Here is a 16,990-nt window from a genome sequence, read left to right on the forward strand (position 1 = left end):
ACTAGGGCACTATCCTTACCGCCTGACCATCCTGTAACTGTGACGCGCCATTAGACACAACCCGCTCCCCCTCCTTGAGGCCGTGTAAAACAACAATGTTGTTACCCACTACCGGCCCTGGAACCACTCTGCGCAGCTTTGCCTGTAAAACATTGTTGTCAATTTCCAATACAAAAACGGCAAAGCCTTCCGACTCATTTGATTGCGGGACCAAACATGAAAGGGGCACCACAACCCGATTTGGCTGAGGCCGCATTTTGTCCAGTAAAAGACTCATAATCATGCCCGGTTTTAATATTGCATTGGGGTTAGGCACGGTTACGGTAATGGCAAAAACTCTGGTGCGTTCCTCTGCTTTCGGGGAAACTTCTGTGACCTGGCCAGTAAAAGTCTTGCCTGGTTGGGACTCTGTCATCATAGAGATAACACTACCCAGTTTGGCAAAGCTCAACACCACATCAGGCACATTAAAAACCACTTTGACACGAGAGATATCGGCAACCACAAAACCAACGGCATCCCTTTGCACCAGAGTGCCGACCTCTATATTGCGTTGAAGAATAATTCCGGTAAGGGGTGAACGTAATACCGTGTCATTGAGATTCTCTTTAGCGTTATCCAAGCGCGCCTTAGAACCTACAACAGAGGCCTGTGAGATCTCATACTCCTCCCGGGCGGCGTCGTAATCCGGTGCCGTGATACTTGCGGTGGCAAAAAGAGCCGAAGCTCTTTTGTAGTCCAGATCTGCTTTCCTCCGGGCAGCCTCTGCTTTACTGACATTCGCTGCCGCCTCAACCACCTTGTCTCTGTATTGCTCGTCGTTGACGATAGCCAGGGGCTCTCCCTGAATCACACGGTCACCGCCCTGCAATATTCTTATTTTTCCAAGCGCCCGGCGAGTTGGAATTTCATCGATATATCCCTCTGTTCGAAATGCTACATCTACTTGGGTGTAGGGATGGACCACGGCAGAGTATGGATAACCCTCAATACCACTTTCTGTACGAGCCACTGTAGCTTGCACAGGCACCGGACTTTTCCCCGGCGGCTCACTTTGGCAGGCTGACAGTAAGAGCAGAAACACCAGTAAAAGGAGTAAACGCAACATCGTTACACCTCCCCCACCGCTCTTTCGTATTCGGCTAGCGCCCCCCAAACAGAAAGTACCGCTTTGTTGTAGTCGCTGTTGGCGCGATCGAGCTGGGTTTCCGTTTCCAGTACGTTGGTTAATAGCGTCGTTTGCTCACGGTAGCGATTGATCATTACCCGTAACTTTTCCCGATATGCCGCTTGTAGTTCTCGCGCCACGGCTACCGATTCCTGCGCAGTCCGCAACTTGCGCAAGCTGTCGCGCACCTCTATTTCAATTTGGCTGCGAACCTCCCCCATTTTGACTTCAGCCCCAGCAATCTTACTCGCGCGGCTGGCCAGCTCATCCCGCTTGCGCCCCCAGTCAAAAATTTCCCAGCGTAAATCTAAAGCAACGATTGCCTCGGCATCGGGCACAAGGCTTACGTTAAAGAGCTTGAGATAGCTGAAGTGAAAGTCTATATCGGGAATATATTCAGATTTCTTAACATCGTAACTGTATTCAGCCTTCTCAATGGCCAACTGTGATTCAATAAAATCGGCGCGTTGATCAAAGGCCAGTAGCAGGGATGCTTCGGTGTCATACACGACTTGATGAGGTACAGGGAGGTGCTCGACGCTAAATGGCGTTTCTACATCGCGCCCCAATAGCGCATTGAGTCGCTCCTTGGCCGTAATCATCTCATCAATCCTGCGCTGACGCTCCAATTGGCGCTGGGCCAAACGGGCACGTACATCCAGCAACTCGTATTCCAGAGCCACCTGTTGGTCGACATAATTGCGCACCAGGTCACTCAGGGAACTCAAGAACAAAATAGATTCATCAATTGCCTGGAGGTCACCGATAATCCTGCCCACCTCGAAATACTGCAGCTTTACCAAAAAAGCGACATCCTGCTGCGTCCAGCGCACTTTTTGCACCGCCATCGCCGTGGTGACATAGCCCTCACAGATTTCCAAGGCAATAGTGTAGAGACGGGTAAGAGGCTGGCGCGCACTGAAGGAGACGATCTCAGTAGTTCCCTGTTCGGTGGTGATCTCCACATTGTTTGGTGGGATTGGTCCTATTTCAGAATCGGGAACTAGGCTCCCCTCCGGGAAGGTATAACTCTGAGTGGTGAGGTTGTGATTAATGGCGGCATTCAGTTCCAGTCGCGGGTAGCGGCGTGTCTTTAGTGCTTCAACCATATCACCCGCCTCATCGACTTCTAGAGCCGCGCCCTGCACCCGCAGGTTGGTACGAATGGCCGTTTGTACTGCATCATTGAGCGGAAGCACAGGCTCAGGGGCAGAGCTCCAGGCAGCGCCGATAAAGACCCATATTGCGAACCCGCCCTTGAACAACGATCACCCCTTCCTGGCAGCAGCACACACCCGCACAATATGCAATTATTCCAGTAAGTATATGTGCTTCATGCTCACCGCTTAGTCAGCACGCCTATCCCCACGCCAACCAGTGTACTCCCCCTACATATTTCTTTTTTTTATATCTACCTGAGCCATTGCCCCGCCAATAAATCCTTTCTAGGTGCTAGCGCCCGATAAAATCCGGATGCGCCACAATGAAGTTTCACCTGCCCTTTTCCATTGGCTAGGCTAATAACTGGCGGCGATCAAAACCGCTTGTTGTTGGCTCCCGAGCAGTTCTATGGCGGTGAAATTCCTACCGGTAATTGTGATTCTGATTTGCCTGATCGCCGTGGCCGGTGCACTCAGCCTGATGATGTATTTCAACCTGGATGAGCGACTGATCGAACTGTTCCAGTGGCTCAATGAGCAGGGCTGGCAAACCAGCCTGCTGTTCGTGTTAATCGTTGCCCTAGCGATCGTATTGTTGTTGCCTGGTGTTATTTTCACCATGGGCGCAGGATTTGTATTTGGAGTAATCAAAGGCACTTTGTTGGTACTGGTGGGAACCGTCCTCGGCGCAACCTTGGCCTTTCTGATTGCCCGCTACTTGCTCGGAGAGAGGCCATCACGCTGGATTATGTCCCACATAAAGCCCGCTACGGTGGGCGAAGTGATTCGTCGTGAGGGCTGGCAGATGATCATGTTAACCCGCCTGGTACCACTGTTCCCTTTCAAGCTCTCCAACTATTTCTTTGGGCTAACACCGGTTCGCTTGCGGGATTTCATACTGGGCAACGCGTTGGGGGTAATTCCCCTTACCCTGAACAATGTATATGTAGGCTCCATCGCCGCGGATCTAACGTCCCTGGGTGAGGTGGAGGAGCGCACTACGGTGCAATGGGCGCTTTACATCATGGGGTTTGTACTTGCTGTACTAGCCTTGATCGGCCTCACACGCATGGCGCGACGCGCCCTGAAGAAGATCGTGAAAGAAGAGGATCTCTGATGCCCTGGATGAAATGGCTACCGTGGCGCTTCTTCGTACGCCGATTTGCCACCGCCCACGGTTTTCTTGATCCGCTGACATTGATGGCACGCTTGCAGCGCTTTGCCGAACCCTCAGAAGTCAGCGAGCCCATTGAGCTACTGCGTGCGGGTGCGGTATTTCACGCCCGTGCACTGATCAATAGCAAGGTAATCCAGCACAATCTGGACTGGGTCTGGCCCTATTGGATACAACGCCAGTTTGACCCACGAGATAATTCGTTTATCCCCCGGGCTTTTTCAATTACCCACTGTAACCTCAGCCACCGCAATTGGACCGCTGTGGGGTTGCCGGACTGTGAGGCTTTGCCGGTGGTCGACCCCCGTGGCCTGGTCACACCTTATTACGATGGGTGGTCTATTGATGCCTGGGTAATTGGTGACGGTGGTGAGGAATTAACTCCCGCCTCTCTCACCTACTGTGAGCAACACCAGGAACTGGATGATCACCTCTCTGTGGTTACGGAATCCGCTCGCCACGGACTCAAACTGCGCAACACTGTAGCCGTAGAAGCCATTGATGGAGCCCCCCACTGCAACATTAAACTTACCGCCAGTTGCCGAGACAGCGGCTGGCTATTGGTGGTCCTGCGCCCATGTAATCCAGAGGGGGTCAGTTTTGTACACAAGGTACGCCTCAATGACCAAGGCCGGGGGTGGCTCATTGAAGACAAGCAGGCGGTTTTATTCAGTCAACCCATCGACAAGCACTTGGCCTCAGATTATCGCGGTGGGGATATTTACCTGCACTTGAAAGACGAAACTGGGCGTATGCAGGGTGAATGTGATGTGGGCATGGCCTCCGCTGCAGCCATGTTTCGATTAGAGCGTCACAAACCTCTGAAGCTGGAAGTTTCAATTCCCCTCGACAACGAAACCCCTAAAGACACAGAGACGAAAAGCTGGGCGGAAAGCTTGGCAGGCCACTGCGCGCTCAAGATTCCAGACCGGGACTTCCAGTTCCTCTACGACTCAGCCATTCGCACCCTGATTCTGCACTCCCCCAAAGATGTGTACCCAGGCCCCTACACCTACAAGCGATTCTGGTTCCGGGATGCCGCCTTTATGATCCAGTCACTGCTTTACGCAGGCTTGATAGATCGCGCAGAACGGGCTTTGGATCAGTTTCCCCACCGACAAAAACGCGATGGTTTTTTTCACTCCCAGGATGGTGAGTGGGATTCCAACGGCGAAGCTCTTTGGATATTCAACTTATTTTGCCAGCTGGCAAATAAGCCGCTTAAGCAATTCTGGTGTGAGCCCATCCTCAAGGGAGCCCGATGGATTATCAACAAGCGCCTGCCCCAGGATGGCAGCCTCTGTGCGGGCCTGTTACCAGCGGGCTTCAGTGCAGAGCACCTGGGTCCCAACGACTGTTACTACTGGGATGACTTTTGGGGAGTAGCCGGATTACACGCCGCTGCCGCCATCTGCACCAGAGAAGGCATTGACGACAATGCACACCGATTCAGCACCGCCGCCAATGATTTTCAGCGCACCATTGACGAAAGCCTCAGCAGTGCTCAAGAACGGCTAGGAAGATCCGCCATGCCGGCATCTCCCAACCGGCGCCTGGATGCCGGAGCTATCGGGTCCGTGGTGGCAGGCTATCCACTACAGCTCTACCCCCCGGATGATCCCCGCTTGATCGACCTGGCTGACTTTTTGATCGACAACTGCTTTGTCAGCGGCGGTTTCTTTCAAGATATGATCCACTCGGGTATCAATGCCTACCTCACACTACATATTGCCCAGGTCTTACTGCGCGCCGGGGATCGGCGATGCCTGGAGTTGATGCGCAGTGTCGCCAAACTGGCCTCCCCCACCGGCCAGTGGCCTGAAGCCATCCACCCCCATTCCCTGGGCGGTTGCATGGGCGACGGGCAGCATGCCTGGGCGGCTGCAGAGTGGGTCGCCATGCAGCGCAATTGCTTTGTGCGAGAGGAACAGGACGCCTTGATACTGGTCTCAGGATTACCGCCGGAATGGCTCAAGGATACCTCTGCCAAGGTCCCCATTCGCTTCGGCCCAGCGCCGACGCGGTTTGGGGTGATTTCCCTGGAGATCACTCCCGGAGTCCGCCCAAAAGTCTCCTGGACCGCAGACTGGTACGGAAAGCCACCGGCCATTGCTGTTAACCCCATTGGCTTTCCACCCACACTGGTTGGCGAGGGGCTGCAATCTGTGGAGTTAAAATCCCAGTGAATATCGTCATGCTGACCAACACCTACTTACCCCATGTCGGTGGCGTGGCGCACTCGGTCGCTGCTTTCAGCGAGGAATATCGCAAGCGAGGGCACAGGGTTTTGATCGTGGCCCCGGAATTTCCAGAGAAAATCGCCGGGGAAAAGCACGTTGTACGCATCCACGCCATCCAAAATTTCAATGGCAGCGACTTCTCAGTAGCACTGCCTTTTTCACCGGATTTGAGTGATCGGCTAGATCAATTCAAGCCCGATATCGTTCACGCCCACCACCCTTTTCTTCTGGGCATGACTGCCCTTCGGATAGCCCGGCAGCGGGAGCTACCGCTGGTTTTCACCCACCACACGCTCTATGAGCACTATACCCACTATGTACCCGCTGACTCTCAAGTGCTGAAACGCTTCGTGATTGAGCTGGCCACACGCTATGCCAACCTGTCCAGCCTGGTACTGGCACCCAGCCACAGCATTGTTAAATTATTGCGCGAGCGCGGCGTTCAAACCCCCATCGCCGAGGTGCCCACGGGCGTTCAACTGGAGGACTACAACAACGGCGACGGCAGCAAGGTGCGTCGGCGCCTGGGTATTCCCAAGTCCGCATTTGTGGTGGGCCATCTGGGCCGTTTTGGTCAGGAAAAAAATCTGCGCTTCCTCTGCAATGCAGTGACGAGATTTATGCGGGATGAAGGCAACACTCACTTCCTGTTTGCCGGCAGCGGACCTCTTGAGGATGAGCTGCAGGCAATTTTTGCCAGCCGGGGGCTTTCCCAGCGTCTGCATATGCCCGGTGCAGTGCTCGGCGAGGCGCGCCGAGACATGTACAACGCCATGGACGCTTTTGTTTTCGCCTCTACCAGTGAAACTCAGGGGCTAGTGCTCTCTGAGGCCATGGCTGGAGGGGTACCGGTTATTGCCCTGGATGCCAACGGCTCCCGAGAAATGGTACGCGATGGTAAAAATGGGCGACTGGTGACGGAAATAAACCTGGAAAGCTTTATTGAGGCAATCCGCTGGCTTTACCAGCTACCCCCGGAACAACGCCAGGCTCTCAACCGAGAAGCCTTAAATACCGCAAGGGATTTCTCTATGCACAGCTGTGCACAGAGAGCGCTGGATCTCTATCAACCTCTGCTCAAATACGGATGGGCCCTAGATGACTCCCTCTTCGCCCAGTGGATGCGCATGCGCAATCTTATTGGTGCCCAGTGGGAGATTATCGAAGGGCTGACCGGAGCCGCCGGTGCGGCATTTGGCCAGGCACCGGAGCCATAGCCGCCCATTATGTTAAGCAGAGTCGGACTTTCCATTAGGCGCTGGCGCCGCCGCTTCAGCCGCAGCGAGTGGATCGCCAAACTGTTAGGACTCTCCACCAGCGGCCGTCAACCCCATGCACCGGGTTTGATCCTGATCCAGATTGATGGTTTGGCACATCCGGAACTCTTAAAGGCCCTTTCCGGGGGCCGGATGCCTTTCTTAAAGGGCCTAATCCGCAAAGAACACTACCGTCTGGAACACATGTTTTCCGGGATTCCCTCCACCACCCCCGCTGTACAGGCAGAGCTGTTCTACGGAGTGCGCCAGGCGGTACCTGCCTTTGGCTTTCTTATCCATGAAACCCAAAAACTCGGCCGTATGTACGATCCGGAAGTGGCCGCGCTGGTGGAAAGCAGGGATATGTTCAAACAGCGTGATCCCCTTCTGCGCGATGGCAGTTGCTACCTGAGCTTGTTTCGCGCCGGTACCAAGACCGGCGAGGCACACTTTTGCCCAGCCGATCAGGGCTGGGGCCCAGCCCTGCGTAGTGCCAGTCCCTGGACCATTGCCGTTCTCATCCTGACCAACTTATGGAGTCTGATACGCACAGCTGCACTGATTGTGGTGGAGTTGCTGTTATCCCTTGTAGACTGCATACGCGGCGTGATGCAGGGGCAAAACCTGCTCAAGGAGTTGATGTTTGTCCCCACCCGGGTCGGTATCACCATTCTCTCAAGAGAATTTTGCACCATGGGGGTCAAGGTGGACATCAGCCGCGGCCTACCCATTATTTATGTCAATTTGCTCGGTTATGACGAGCAGTCCCACCGACGCGGCCCACGCTCGGCGTTCGCACACTGGGTATTGAAGGGTATCGACGATGCCATAGCCCGCATTTGGCGTGCCGCCCATGCCTCCGATCGGCGCCACTACGATGTGTGGGTTTTTTCCGATCACGGCCAGGAACAAACCAAGCCCTACGAAGAGGTCTTTGGCCGCAGCCTTGGCGACGCCCTGTCAGAAACATTGTCCGATCTTGCAAAGCCGCCAGAAATTGAGCCAGGCCAAAGCAGGCACGGCGTGCAGCTGGAGCGGGCGCGCTTGTTTGGCAGCGAATGGATGGATAAAAAAGACATAGAAAAGCAGGAGGAGTCTGTTGATTGCACCACCAGTAAAACCCCTTTGGCACTCACCGCCCTTGGCCCTCTGGCCATGCTCTACAACCTGGAATTGGGTAATATCAGCCGCGAAGAGGTCGCTCGCAAAATAGTTGAACAGGCCCATGTGCCTCTGGTGCTCTATCGGGTGGACCCCACTTCGGCAAAGTCCCCGGTGCACGGATGGTGGAAACATGGCCCGGTGAGGCTACCCGAAGACGGCCGCAAGTTGATGGGGGACGAGCACCCCTACCCCGAGCAATCCATTGCCGACATGATCAGCTTGTGCAGTCACCCCGACTCCGGCGACTTTATGATGTACGGCTGGTGCTCCAGCGAGGAACAGCCTCTGACTTTCGCCATGGAAAACGGCAGCCACGGTGCCGCCGGTCCCAGGGAAACCCACGCCTTTGCCCTAATGCCTAAAGATATACAGCCGCCAGATCCGCGGCTGGGCTACTGGCGCCCCCAGGATCTACGCACTGCTGCGAGGGCCTACCTGCGCGGCGCCCACCCGATGAAATTGGATGAGCACCAGCTGCCACAAAAAACTCTGCGAGTCATGACTTACAATGTGCATAGCTGTAAAGGAACCGACGGTACTCTGTCACCGCAGCGTATTGCCAGGGTAATCGCCCGCTATCGCCCCGATATTGTCGCCTTGCAGGAACTGGATGTGAAACGCAAACGCACCGGGGGGCTTGATCAGGCTGAGCGGCTGGCACGGTTACTCTCAATGGATGTGCATTTTCAGCCAGCCATTAACCTCAATGAGGAGCGCTACGGCGACGCCATTCTCACTCACCTACCGGCAAAGCTGATCAAAAAAGGAATTTTACCGGGGCCACCCAAGGGTAAGGGGCGCTTGTTCAATCCCGCTGCAGATGAACCTCGCGGCGCCATTTGGGTAGAGGTTGAGCATAATGGCAGCAAAATTCAGGTGATCAATACGCATCTCGGACTCTCGCGCGCAGAGCGGTTACTGCAGGTGGATGCCCTGCTGGGACCAGAATGGCTGAGCAACCCTCGCTGTAAAGGGGAGCGGATTTTACTCGGTGACTTCAATGCACTGCCCACTTCCGCCGAGTGTAAACGCCTCTGCGGCTACCTGCGCGATGCCCAAGAGCAAGCACCCAGGCATAGCCCTAAAGGCACTTTTCTCAAGGTGCGAATCGATCATATTTTCTTGAGCGCCGGCATTGTGATAAAAAAAGTGCGAGTGCCACGTACCGTGCTGACCCGACAAGCTTCGGATCACCTGCCTTTGATTGTCGATATCGAGGTGCCTTTTAGGCCCGAAGCAAGCAAAACCCCTTGAAAAATCCCCAGCGGTCCCTATTAATAGCAGGAGAAGATTCGACTAAAACCCTGAAAAAACTCCGGTTTTTCGAATTCAACTCAATTTATAGCTAGCGCCTAAAAGGGATTTCCCGACTTGATGGTCCCCACCGCGAGCTATATGATTCCGGTATCGATTAAATAGCAGGAGTCGCTAAATGCAACCGCAAGCTTATACAAATACCCGTGCACTGGACCGCTCGGAATCGGCGAAGGTGTTGCGCAATACCTATGCCCTCTTGGCCATGACTGTACTTTTTAGTGCTGTCACAGCCGGTATCTCTATGGCCGTCGGCATGGGCCGCGGCATGAGCCTGATCTGCTCTCTGGGAGCCCTGGCCCTGATTTGGTTCGTTCTGCCACGCACTGCCAATTCCAGCGCCGGCGTAGGTGTTGTTTTCGCATTCACCGGCCTATTGGGCGCATCTATCGGCCCATTGCTCAACCATTACCTGGGCCTCGCTGGCGGCGGCCAGATCGTAATGCAAGCTTTAGGTACCACAGCCCTGATTTTCTTTGCCCTGTCTGCTTACGTACTGACTACCCGCAAAGACTTCAGCTTTATGGGTGGTTTCCTGGCTGTTGGCCTGATCGCTGTACTGGTCTGCTTCCTGGCAGTCATCATCGCAGGCTTCTTCGGCATTCATATGCCTCTGGTCAGCGTTGCCCTGAGTGGTGTTGTTGCCCTGCTGATGTCAGGTTTCATCCTGTATGACACCAGCCGTATCATCAACGGCGGTGAGACCAACTACCTGATGGCAACGGCTTCCCTGTACCTGAATATCTTCAACCTGTTCACCAGCCTGCTGCACATTCTTGGGTTCGCTTCCTCTGACGACTAAGCATAAGTGCTGCTGAGCTAGACCCAATGCCCCGCTCTGCGGGGCATTTTACTATTTGGCCCCCTATGAAGTTTTCCCTGGCAATTTACTCCGCTCCACACGCCTCGCAATCGGCAGCCAGCGCATTGCGCTTTGCCAAAGCACTACTGGCTGAGGGTCATGAAATCTACCGGATTTTTTTCTACTGTGATGGCATACAAAACGGCAACAATATTGCCGCGCCCCCCCAGGACGAAGCCGACCTGATCAATGAGTGGCAATCACTGCAACAGAAACACAACCTGGATTTGGTCGTCTGTATCGCCGCAGCGCAGAGACGCGGTGTCTTAAGCCAGCGGGAAGCAAACCGCCTGGAAAAGCCCGCAGCCAATCTTGCAGAAGGCTTCGAACTGGCCGGCCTCGGCCAGCTCACCGATGCCGTTGCCAACTCTGAGCGCCTGATCACTTTTGGAGGTTAACAATGGGTAACCAGACCCTGGCCCTATGCAGGGCTGCACCCTATGGTAGCGCCCTGGCCCGAGAGGGGATTGAAGCTGTGCTCGCCTCAGCGGCTATGGAACAGGACGTTGATTTGTTATTCCTTGGCGATGGCATATTCCAACTACTGGACAACCAAGCTCCAGAGGTCATAGAACAAAAAAACCTGTACCGGAACCTTATGGCACTCCCCATGTTTGGTGTCGAACAGCTCTATGTGTGCCAGCACAGCCTGGAGCAAAGAGGTATTCACCCTGACCAAATACAGATTCCCGGAGCGGAAATCTCCCTGGTTGCTAAGCCTGGGAAGCTAATCGCTGCTTACCAGTGCGTGTTGAGTTTTTGAAATGACCTTACATATTGTCAGTAAATCGCCTTTTAGCAGCCAGGCCCTATACGATTGCCTGCAGAGTCTCACCGAAGGCGATGCCCTACTCTTACTTGAAGACGGGGTCTACGCCCTGAAGCACCAAGCCTTGCACGACCTACAAGAAACAAAGGTCTACTGCCTGATAGCCGATAGCGAAGCCCGCGGCATACAGGCCAGCTCAACACTCGCCTCAGTAGAGATGATCAACGATGCTCGCTGGGTGCAGCTATGTACCGAGCATAACCCCATCGTTAGTTGGTTCCGGTAATCAATACAATGAGTAACCTAACTGTAAATGGCCGGGAAATCCCTCTGGATAAAGAGGGTTACCTGCGAGACCTCAATGATTGGAGCCGCGATGTGGCCGAAGAACTAGCTCACGCCGAGAAAATCGAGCTGACCAACGCCCATTGGGAGGTCATAGAGCTGCTGCAGGAATTTTATCGCCAGTTTGAACTATCTCCCGCTATGCGTCCGCTAGTAAAGTTTATCGGCCAGCACCTGGGCTCAGAAAAAGGCCGCAGCATCTACCTCATGCAGCTGTTCCCACCAAGTCCCGCCAAGATTGCCAGCAAAATTGCCGGTCTCCCCAAGCCCACCAACTGCCTCTAGGCCGAACATTTAGATATGGAGAATGACTCTGCGCTCACCGTGGTGGTGTCGGTGCTCCCACAAATAGATACCCTGCCATGTACCTAACATTAGCCGCCCATTTTGAACAGGGATGGAAAGACTGGTGGCGGTTAGGGCCACTTTGATATGAGCCGGCATATCGTCCGGCCCCTCAATTGTGTGGGTGTATAGGCGATCATCCTCTGGCACCAACCGATTGAACCACTGCTCAAGATCCCTGCGCGCGCTGGGGTCGGCATTCTCCTGAATCAGCAGGCTCGCCGAAGTATGTTGTATAAATAGCGTACAGAGCCCCTCCCCCACATTGAGCCTCGACACCCAATCGGCCACTTGGCTGGTAAACTCCTGAAGCCCCTGCCCAGACACTCTTATTGCAATCTCACCTATTGCCATACGGATTCCTATATAATTCGCGCCCGCTCTACCATTGAGACTACCGTATTTTAATATGGCACTGCACCGCGTTAACACCGACGACTACCAAGACCAGCTCCATGCAAAGGCCAAGAGCCTGGCCGAGGCCTATCGTGAATTTACCGATCTGGAGCCTGAGCTATTTCCATCTCCGCCCATTCATTACCGGCTTCGCGCCGAGTTCAAGGTTTGGCATGAAGGCGGCGTAGCTCATTACGCCATGTATCGCCAGGGTGAGTATAAAAAGCCTTTTATCATCGATACATTTACCGTGGGCTCGGAGCTAATGAATCAGCTAATGCCCAAGGTCTTGGAGGCCGTTAATAGCAGCGAGATACTGCGCAAGCGCCTGTTCTCCGCCGAATTCCTTACCACTTTGAGTGGTGATGCGCTCATCACACTCATCTATCACAAAAAGCTGGAAGAGAGCTGGGAACAGGAAGCAAGGGCCTTACAAGAAAAACTGGGCTTCCCTATCCTTGGGCGCTCACGCAAGCAGAAAGTGGTTTTAGAACGAGATTTCGTCACCGAAAAACTGGATATCGATGGTAAGAGCTATCAGTACAAACAAGTAGAAGGCAGCTTTACCCAACCCAATGGGCACATTTGCCGTTCCATGATCCAGTGGGCCAAGAATGCCTGCGGCCAGAACTCCAGCGACCTGCTTGAGCTCTATTGCGGCAATGGCAACTTTACCATTCCACTCAGTGAAAATTTTGAGAAAGTACTGGCCACTGAAATCTCCAAGGTTTCGGTCAACTCTGCCCAGGAGAATATTCAGGTAAACGGCATCAATAATCTGGATATCGTGCGCTTATCCAGCGAGGAGTTTACCCAGGCTATCGACAAGGTTCGCCCATTTCGTCGCCTCGCTCATATAGACCTGGATAGTTACAGTTTTGACACTGTGCTGGTAGATCCCCCCCGCGCCGGTCTGGATGAAGATACCTGTGCAATGGTTGCGCGCTTCCCTCGCATTCTGTATATCTCTTGTAATCCGGAGACCCAGGTGGAAAACCTCAAATTCTTGAGCAGGACCCACCGCATCGAGCGCTTTGCCTTATTTGATCAATTCCCCTACACAGACCACACCGAAACCGGCTTGTTACTGGTGCGCAAATAACGACCAATGAAGGTATTACTCGGGGGCAACTTCTTACTGCCCCCGAAACAGTCTTACATCGCTCTAATCATCACTGTAAATCAATTGAAGACCTCACAGTCCCAAAGCAAGAGGAAACCTTGAAGGGGAACTTTTGAGGAAGGGGGCATTACTTCCTACCAGTTATTGCAGCAAGGCGAAACCTACACCCAAAGGAACAATTGAAGTACTTACATTTGAACAAAATGAGTACTTCTCGAAGACATCCTCTCAGTTCGGATCAAAACTGTTATAAATAAGGAGCAGCACAAAGTGATACTCCTTATTACTTTCGTTCTGTGCCTAGCTATCCATCAAGCAATTTTCGACCAAAATGTCATATCAACAGATTCCGAGTCAAGGAGTTGCAAATACTTTCTTGTAACTTCATTATCCAGCCACAACTGACATATCTGTTCAGCCCTTTCCTGGGTTGAGGCTAAAGCGACATCAGCGTAGATGCCATTTTTACCTCGCAGAAGGAAATGAGATAACAAACCTTCTTGCTTGGATAAAAACGCATCATCCACCTCTTTTGAGAGTGCTATCAAGTCTTTCTCCGAAACACCTTCCCGGAGACGAAATGTAGCAAATTCAAAACCTATAAAATCAGCCGTTCGATTGTGATATAACATGATTCACTCCTTCTATGGAGGTCACATTTTCGGGTTAGACTCCTGACAGCATTGTGTCAGTAGTGCTTTGCAAAGATGCGCTTTTCTGCACTTCAATATAATCTGACAAGCTTACATTAGTGGGAAGTTCACGCTGGGACACTTCCAGGTCAAGGCTTTCAATACGATCAATTCTAAAGTCACGATAATCTTGCTTTAAACCACACCATCCACCAAGGGTCCACTTGCCACCCCAATAGAAGAGACCCAAGGGATAAACGATTCTCTTTGACCTACTGCCTACCAGGGAAGTATATGAAAGATAAATCCACTGCTTTGAACTAATCGCTTTATGAAGCTGGTCCCACAAACTGAAGTCCACTGATCTTAAATGTTTACCTGGTACCCTAACTGTTTTATGGAGGTCATACTCCCAAGATCAGGTAAACCAGCTTCAATTTTACTTAACAGTGAAAGTGAAGATTGCTTTAACTCAGCCCCAGTCCATGAAGACAGTAAATTTAAACCAATAATAAGCGCTTAAAATTCTTCTTGTGTTAATTGCAATGGGGGAAGCTCAAACCCATTTGAAAGGCGATACCCTACACCTGTTTCACCATAAACAGGAATCCCCGATACAGAGAGATCATCCATATACCTATATATTGTCCGTTCAGAAACAGATAATTTTTCGGCAAGTTCTTTTGCAGTTATAGGCTGGTGAGCTCTTAAAATGTTCGCAAGCTGAAAAAGCCTATCTGATTTCCTCATTTTGGTTACTTCTCTCTATCCATAACTAAGGAAAAACTAATCAAAATAACAAACACTTGAAAAGCTCAGGAAAATCTAGTCACCTCACCCAAGTTCAGCTACGCCGCTATGGCAAAGCCGAAAGATTGCGCATAAGGAGCAAGACGCAGAGTGTAATCATTAATCATACCATTGAATCAGCAAATACACTCTCCGCCCCGATAAATCCTTATTATTCACCTGCTACTTTTGAAAGATAAAATTGATAAGCACGGCTCGCAATTTCATGGCCTATCTTTTGGCCCGCTGGTACTGAAGGTTCAAAGTGCACACCAGCCCAAACACGACTGTTTCCGCAGTCTTCCTCAAACGATGTCCAAGTCGGGAAATGCAAATACATATCAGCTTGTGGTGTTATACCAGGTTCAATCTGTGAGCTTCCCGCAGGAGCAGGTACGCTATACCCTAACGTATCTCCTTGAGGTAAAAATAGGCGACTTGTTTCTGCATGAGCCGCACAAAAACTGGCAGATGCAGAGGGATATTCCGGATGATCTGCTACAGGTAAATAGCTTGTCCATTGGCTAGCTGGCAAGTCGTTCACTGTTCCTTTGCCTACGCCACCCCAAGCAGTAACTAGCTCGTCCTTATAAATATAACGAACGGCAGAAAAAGGCCGTACTGAATTATGGCGACGCTTTTCTTTCCAAATTGCAATAGCGGTATCAAAAGCGGCCATATTGGTGAGGAAGTCATAATGAATGAAGTCCATCAACGAAAGACCTTGAGATTCAGATGCAAATACAGCAGCAAAGCCCAAGCTGAATATCTTCATATCAAACAACTCGGCTTTCATCTTCTGTTCATCGGTCAAGCTCGCTGACGTATTCAGTACATCATTAACTTGCGCAACATAACCTGGATAGTTCCAAATTTTCGACTTTAGAGGTATTGGAGAAGTGAATTCGTCCGGAGACTCATAGCTATAGGGTGTTGTCAGTGCAATTTGAGGGGTTACGAATTGCTGAACCCGGAATACGCCAGGGTGCTCCATTAAAACGGCTGGTTGCCACTTAGAAGGGAAGCGTAATTTGTATGCCGTATTAGCTGGCTTGAAATCGGTATAGTCGGCATAGGGTAAACGATGATATAGCTGATCTCCCTCATTACCCAACTGGTTCATACCATCATTGGCGCGCCCTTCCAATACCTTTCGGCCAGCATAGTTACCAATACCAATCGGCGTAGTAGTATCTTCAGAAAGGTTATAGGGATCCAAACCTAAATCAACCAGCATGTTATCCCATTCCGGTACCAAATGCGGAAATAATCCACTTAGCACTTTATGAGATGCGTAAGAAAGTGCAATATTTAATTCACTGTTATCCGATGGCTGAGGCATCCTTGCAATGTCAGAATAAACACCTTTTGCAGTAGGGTGATAAGGTGCTGTTGCATCAAACCAGGAGTTGGTAATTAGTGTCGTAAAACGTAGCACTAAAGTTGCATCATTAGCAGCGGGCGAAACCTCAAAAATTGCGCAGGCCGCAGCAGGAATTATATTCTGTACTGCAGCATTGCAACTCTCTAAGTCTACAGAGCTACACTTTGGTGGCAATGTAACATCGGCCAATTGTGGGCAAGTGAAGGCTTGAGCCTGCCAGCTAGCTGAAACAACTAGAAAACCCAAAACTCCTTTTAGAGCCTGCTTATAAAATATATTGCTTCGCATTAAACTTCCCTTTTCATTTGATTAACATTAATAACAGAACTTTCGTCCCATAAGACATTTCCGCCGTCAGCAAAAGCCACGTAGACTATTTCAAAATTTTGACACTACTAACCCCCCATTACCATTTATAGTGATCATAACGCCCGCATTACTGCAATATTGTGATACAACGCAAGCATCCTAAATATTTAGTGTCAAGCCAAGAAGAGACTAATCACCATTACAGTTCTTCTCGTATTAAGTACTTAGAAGCTGCTGGCTGTTAAGCAAACGATACATATAAAGTTCTTATTAGATCGCACCTACTATTTACCAAGCAGCCTAACCGATGGAAGAGACACAGCCAAATACCCCAGAATACAAGAACTTACACCAAAAAAAAGACACAAGAATGGAGTAAGAAAAGTGTTCTAAACAGCGAATTTAAAACCTACCCTAGCGCCACCTTCATATAAATAAATAACTCGAAGGAAAGCATATTCTTCAACTTAACTTTGTTGTTTTAGTCGACATGAATTTCAATTAAAGATGAGACAATCAGATTGCCTAGCGTGTCAGAATAAAACCTAGGGAGGTGATAG

Annotated in this window: 17 protein-coding genes; 10 read left to right on the forward strand and 7 right to left on the reverse strand. The window is 51.3% G+C overall.

Annotation, left to right across the window (positions count from 1 at the left end; translation table 11 throughout):
• Position 1 precedes the first annotated feature (1 nt).
• Both ACJJIJ_RS08940 and ACJJIJ_RS08945 read right to left on the reverse strand, forming a co-directional pair.
• Positions 2-1,108, reverse strand: coding sequence for an efflux RND transporter periplasmic adaptor subunit (locus tag ACJJIJ_RS08940; RefSeq protein WP_444939334.1), 1,107 nt, complete (start codon positions 1,106-1,108; stop codon positions 2-4).
• 2 nt (positions 1,109-1,110) lie between these two features.
• Positions 1,111-2,433, reverse strand: a complete 1,323-nt coding sequence (locus ACJJIJ_RS08945; protein WP_444939335.1) for a TolC family protein — start codon at positions 2,431-2,433, stop codon at positions 1,111-1,113.
• A gap of 304 nt (positions 2,434-2,737) precedes the next feature.
• Between ACJJIJ_RS08945 and ACJJIJ_RS08950 the strand changes: the two genes are divergently transcribed.
• The 9 genes from ACJJIJ_RS08950 to ACJJIJ_RS08990 all read left to right on the forward strand — a co-directional run bounded on the left by ACJJIJ_RS08950 (position 2,738) and on the right by ACJJIJ_RS08990 (position 11,737).
• The gene (locus ACJJIJ_RS08950) at positions 2,738-3,445 is read left to right on the forward strand and encodes a TVP38/TMEM64 family protein (RefSeq protein WP_444886380.1); all 708 of its coding nucleotides are present in this window, start codon (positions 2,738-2,740) and stop codon (positions 3,443-3,445) included.
• The gene (locus ACJJIJ_RS08955) at positions 3,445-5,688 is read left to right on the forward strand and encodes a hypothetical protein (protein WP_444939336.1); all 2,244 of its coding nucleotides are present in this window, start codon (positions 3,445-3,447) and stop codon (positions 5,686-5,688) included. Before ACJJIJ_RS08950 ends, ACJJIJ_RS08955 begins: the two co-directional genes overlap by 1 nt.
• A complete protein-coding gene (locus ACJJIJ_RS08960) occupies positions 5,685-6,959 on the forward strand; it encodes a glycosyltransferase (RefSeq protein WP_444939337.1) in 1,275 nt (424 codons plus the stop codon). The genes ACJJIJ_RS08955 and ACJJIJ_RS08960 overlap by 4 nt, the downstream gene beginning before the upstream one ends.
• Positions 6,960-6,968: 9 nt before the next feature.
• Entirely contained in the window at positions 6,969-9,416 is a 2,448-nt protein-coding gene (locus tag ACJJIJ_RS08965; RefSeq protein ID WP_444939338.1) for an endonuclease/exonuclease/phosphatase family protein, read from the forward strand.
• Between the two features lie 178 nt (positions 9,417-9,594).
• Entirely contained in the window at positions 9,595-10,278 is a 684-nt protein-coding gene (locus ACJJIJ_RS08970) for a Bax inhibitor-1/YccA family protein (RefSeq protein ID WP_152453311.1), read from the forward strand.
• Between the two features lie 65 nt (positions 10,279-10,343).
• Complete coding sequence (gene tusD / locus ACJJIJ_RS08975) at positions 10,344-10,736, forward strand: sulfurtransferase complex subunit TusD (protein ID WP_444890139.1); 393 nt, start codon at positions 10,344-10,346, stop codon at positions 10,734-10,736.
• A 2-nt stretch (positions 10,737-10,738) separates the two neighbouring features.
• Positions 10,739-11,101 (forward strand): sulfurtransferase complex subunit TusC, encoded by a 363-nt coding sequence (tusC, locus tag ACJJIJ_RS08980; protein WP_444939339.1) that lies wholly within the window; start codon positions 10,739-10,741, stop codon positions 11,099-11,101.
• A gap of 1 nt (position 11,102) precedes the next feature.
• Positions 11,103-11,393, forward strand: coding sequence for a sulfurtransferase complex subunit TusB (tusB, locus tag ACJJIJ_RS08985; protein ID WP_444909450.1), 291 nt, complete (start codon positions 11,103-11,105; stop codon positions 11,391-11,393).
• Positions 11,394-11,401: 8 nt separating this feature from the next.
• Positions 11,402-11,737 (forward strand): TusE/DsrC/DsvC family sulfur relay protein, encoded by a 336-nt coding sequence (locus ACJJIJ_RS08990; RefSeq protein WP_444900574.1) that lies wholly within the window; start codon positions 11,402-11,404, stop codon positions 11,735-11,737.
• A 9-nt stretch (positions 11,738-11,746) separates the two neighbouring features.
• Here ACJJIJ_RS08990 and ACJJIJ_RS08995 read toward each other — a convergent pair whose 3' ends face one another.
• Complete coding sequence (locus ACJJIJ_RS08995) at positions 11,747-12,151, reverse strand: secondary thiamine-phosphate synthase enzyme YjbQ (RefSeq protein ID WP_444939340.1); 405 nt, start codon at positions 12,149-12,151, stop codon at positions 11,747-11,749.
• Between the two features lie 55 nt (positions 12,152-12,206).
• On the opposite strand from ACJJIJ_RS08995, the gene trmA reads away from it, so the two are divergent.
• Positions 12,207-13,295 carry a tRNA (uridine(54)-C5)-methyltransferase TrmA gene (gene trmA / locus ACJJIJ_RS09000; RefSeq protein ID WP_444939341.1) on the forward strand — a complete coding sequence of 363 codons (1,089 nt, stop codon included), beginning with the start codon at positions 12,207-12,209 and terminating at the stop codon, positions 13,293-13,295.
• 332 nt (positions 13,296-13,627) lie between these two features.
• On the opposite strand, the gene ACJJIJ_RS09005 is transcribed toward trmA, so the two are convergent.
• From ACJJIJ_RS09005 to ACJJIJ_RS09020, 4 genes are all read right to left on the reverse strand, one after another.
• The gene (locus tag ACJJIJ_RS09005; protein WP_444939342.1) at positions 13,628-13,948 is read right to left on the reverse strand and encodes a hypothetical protein; all 321 of its coding nucleotides are present in this window, start codon (positions 13,946-13,948) and stop codon (positions 13,628-13,630) included.
• A gap of 34 nt (positions 13,949-13,982) precedes the next feature.
• A complete protein-coding gene (locus ACJJIJ_RS09010; protein WP_444939343.1) occupies positions 13,983-14,309 on the reverse strand; it encodes a helix-turn-helix transcriptional regulator in 327 nt (108 codons plus the stop codon).
• A 158-nt stretch (positions 14,310-14,467) separates the two neighbouring features.
• Positions 14,468-14,698, reverse strand: coding sequence for a helix-turn-helix transcriptional regulator (locus ACJJIJ_RS09015; protein WP_444939344.1), 231 nt, complete (start codon positions 14,696-14,698; stop codon positions 14,468-14,470).
• A gap of 211 nt (positions 14,699-14,909) precedes the next feature.
• Positions 14,910-16,409, reverse strand: a complete 1,500-nt coding sequence (locus ACJJIJ_RS09020; protein ID WP_444939345.1) for a vanadium-dependent haloperoxidase — start codon at positions 16,407-16,409, stop codon at positions 14,910-14,912.
• Positions 16,410-16,990: the final 581 nt, after the last annotated feature.

The sequence above is a fragment of the Microbulbifer mixtoriginis (SeqCode) genome (genome assembly GCF_052467945.1).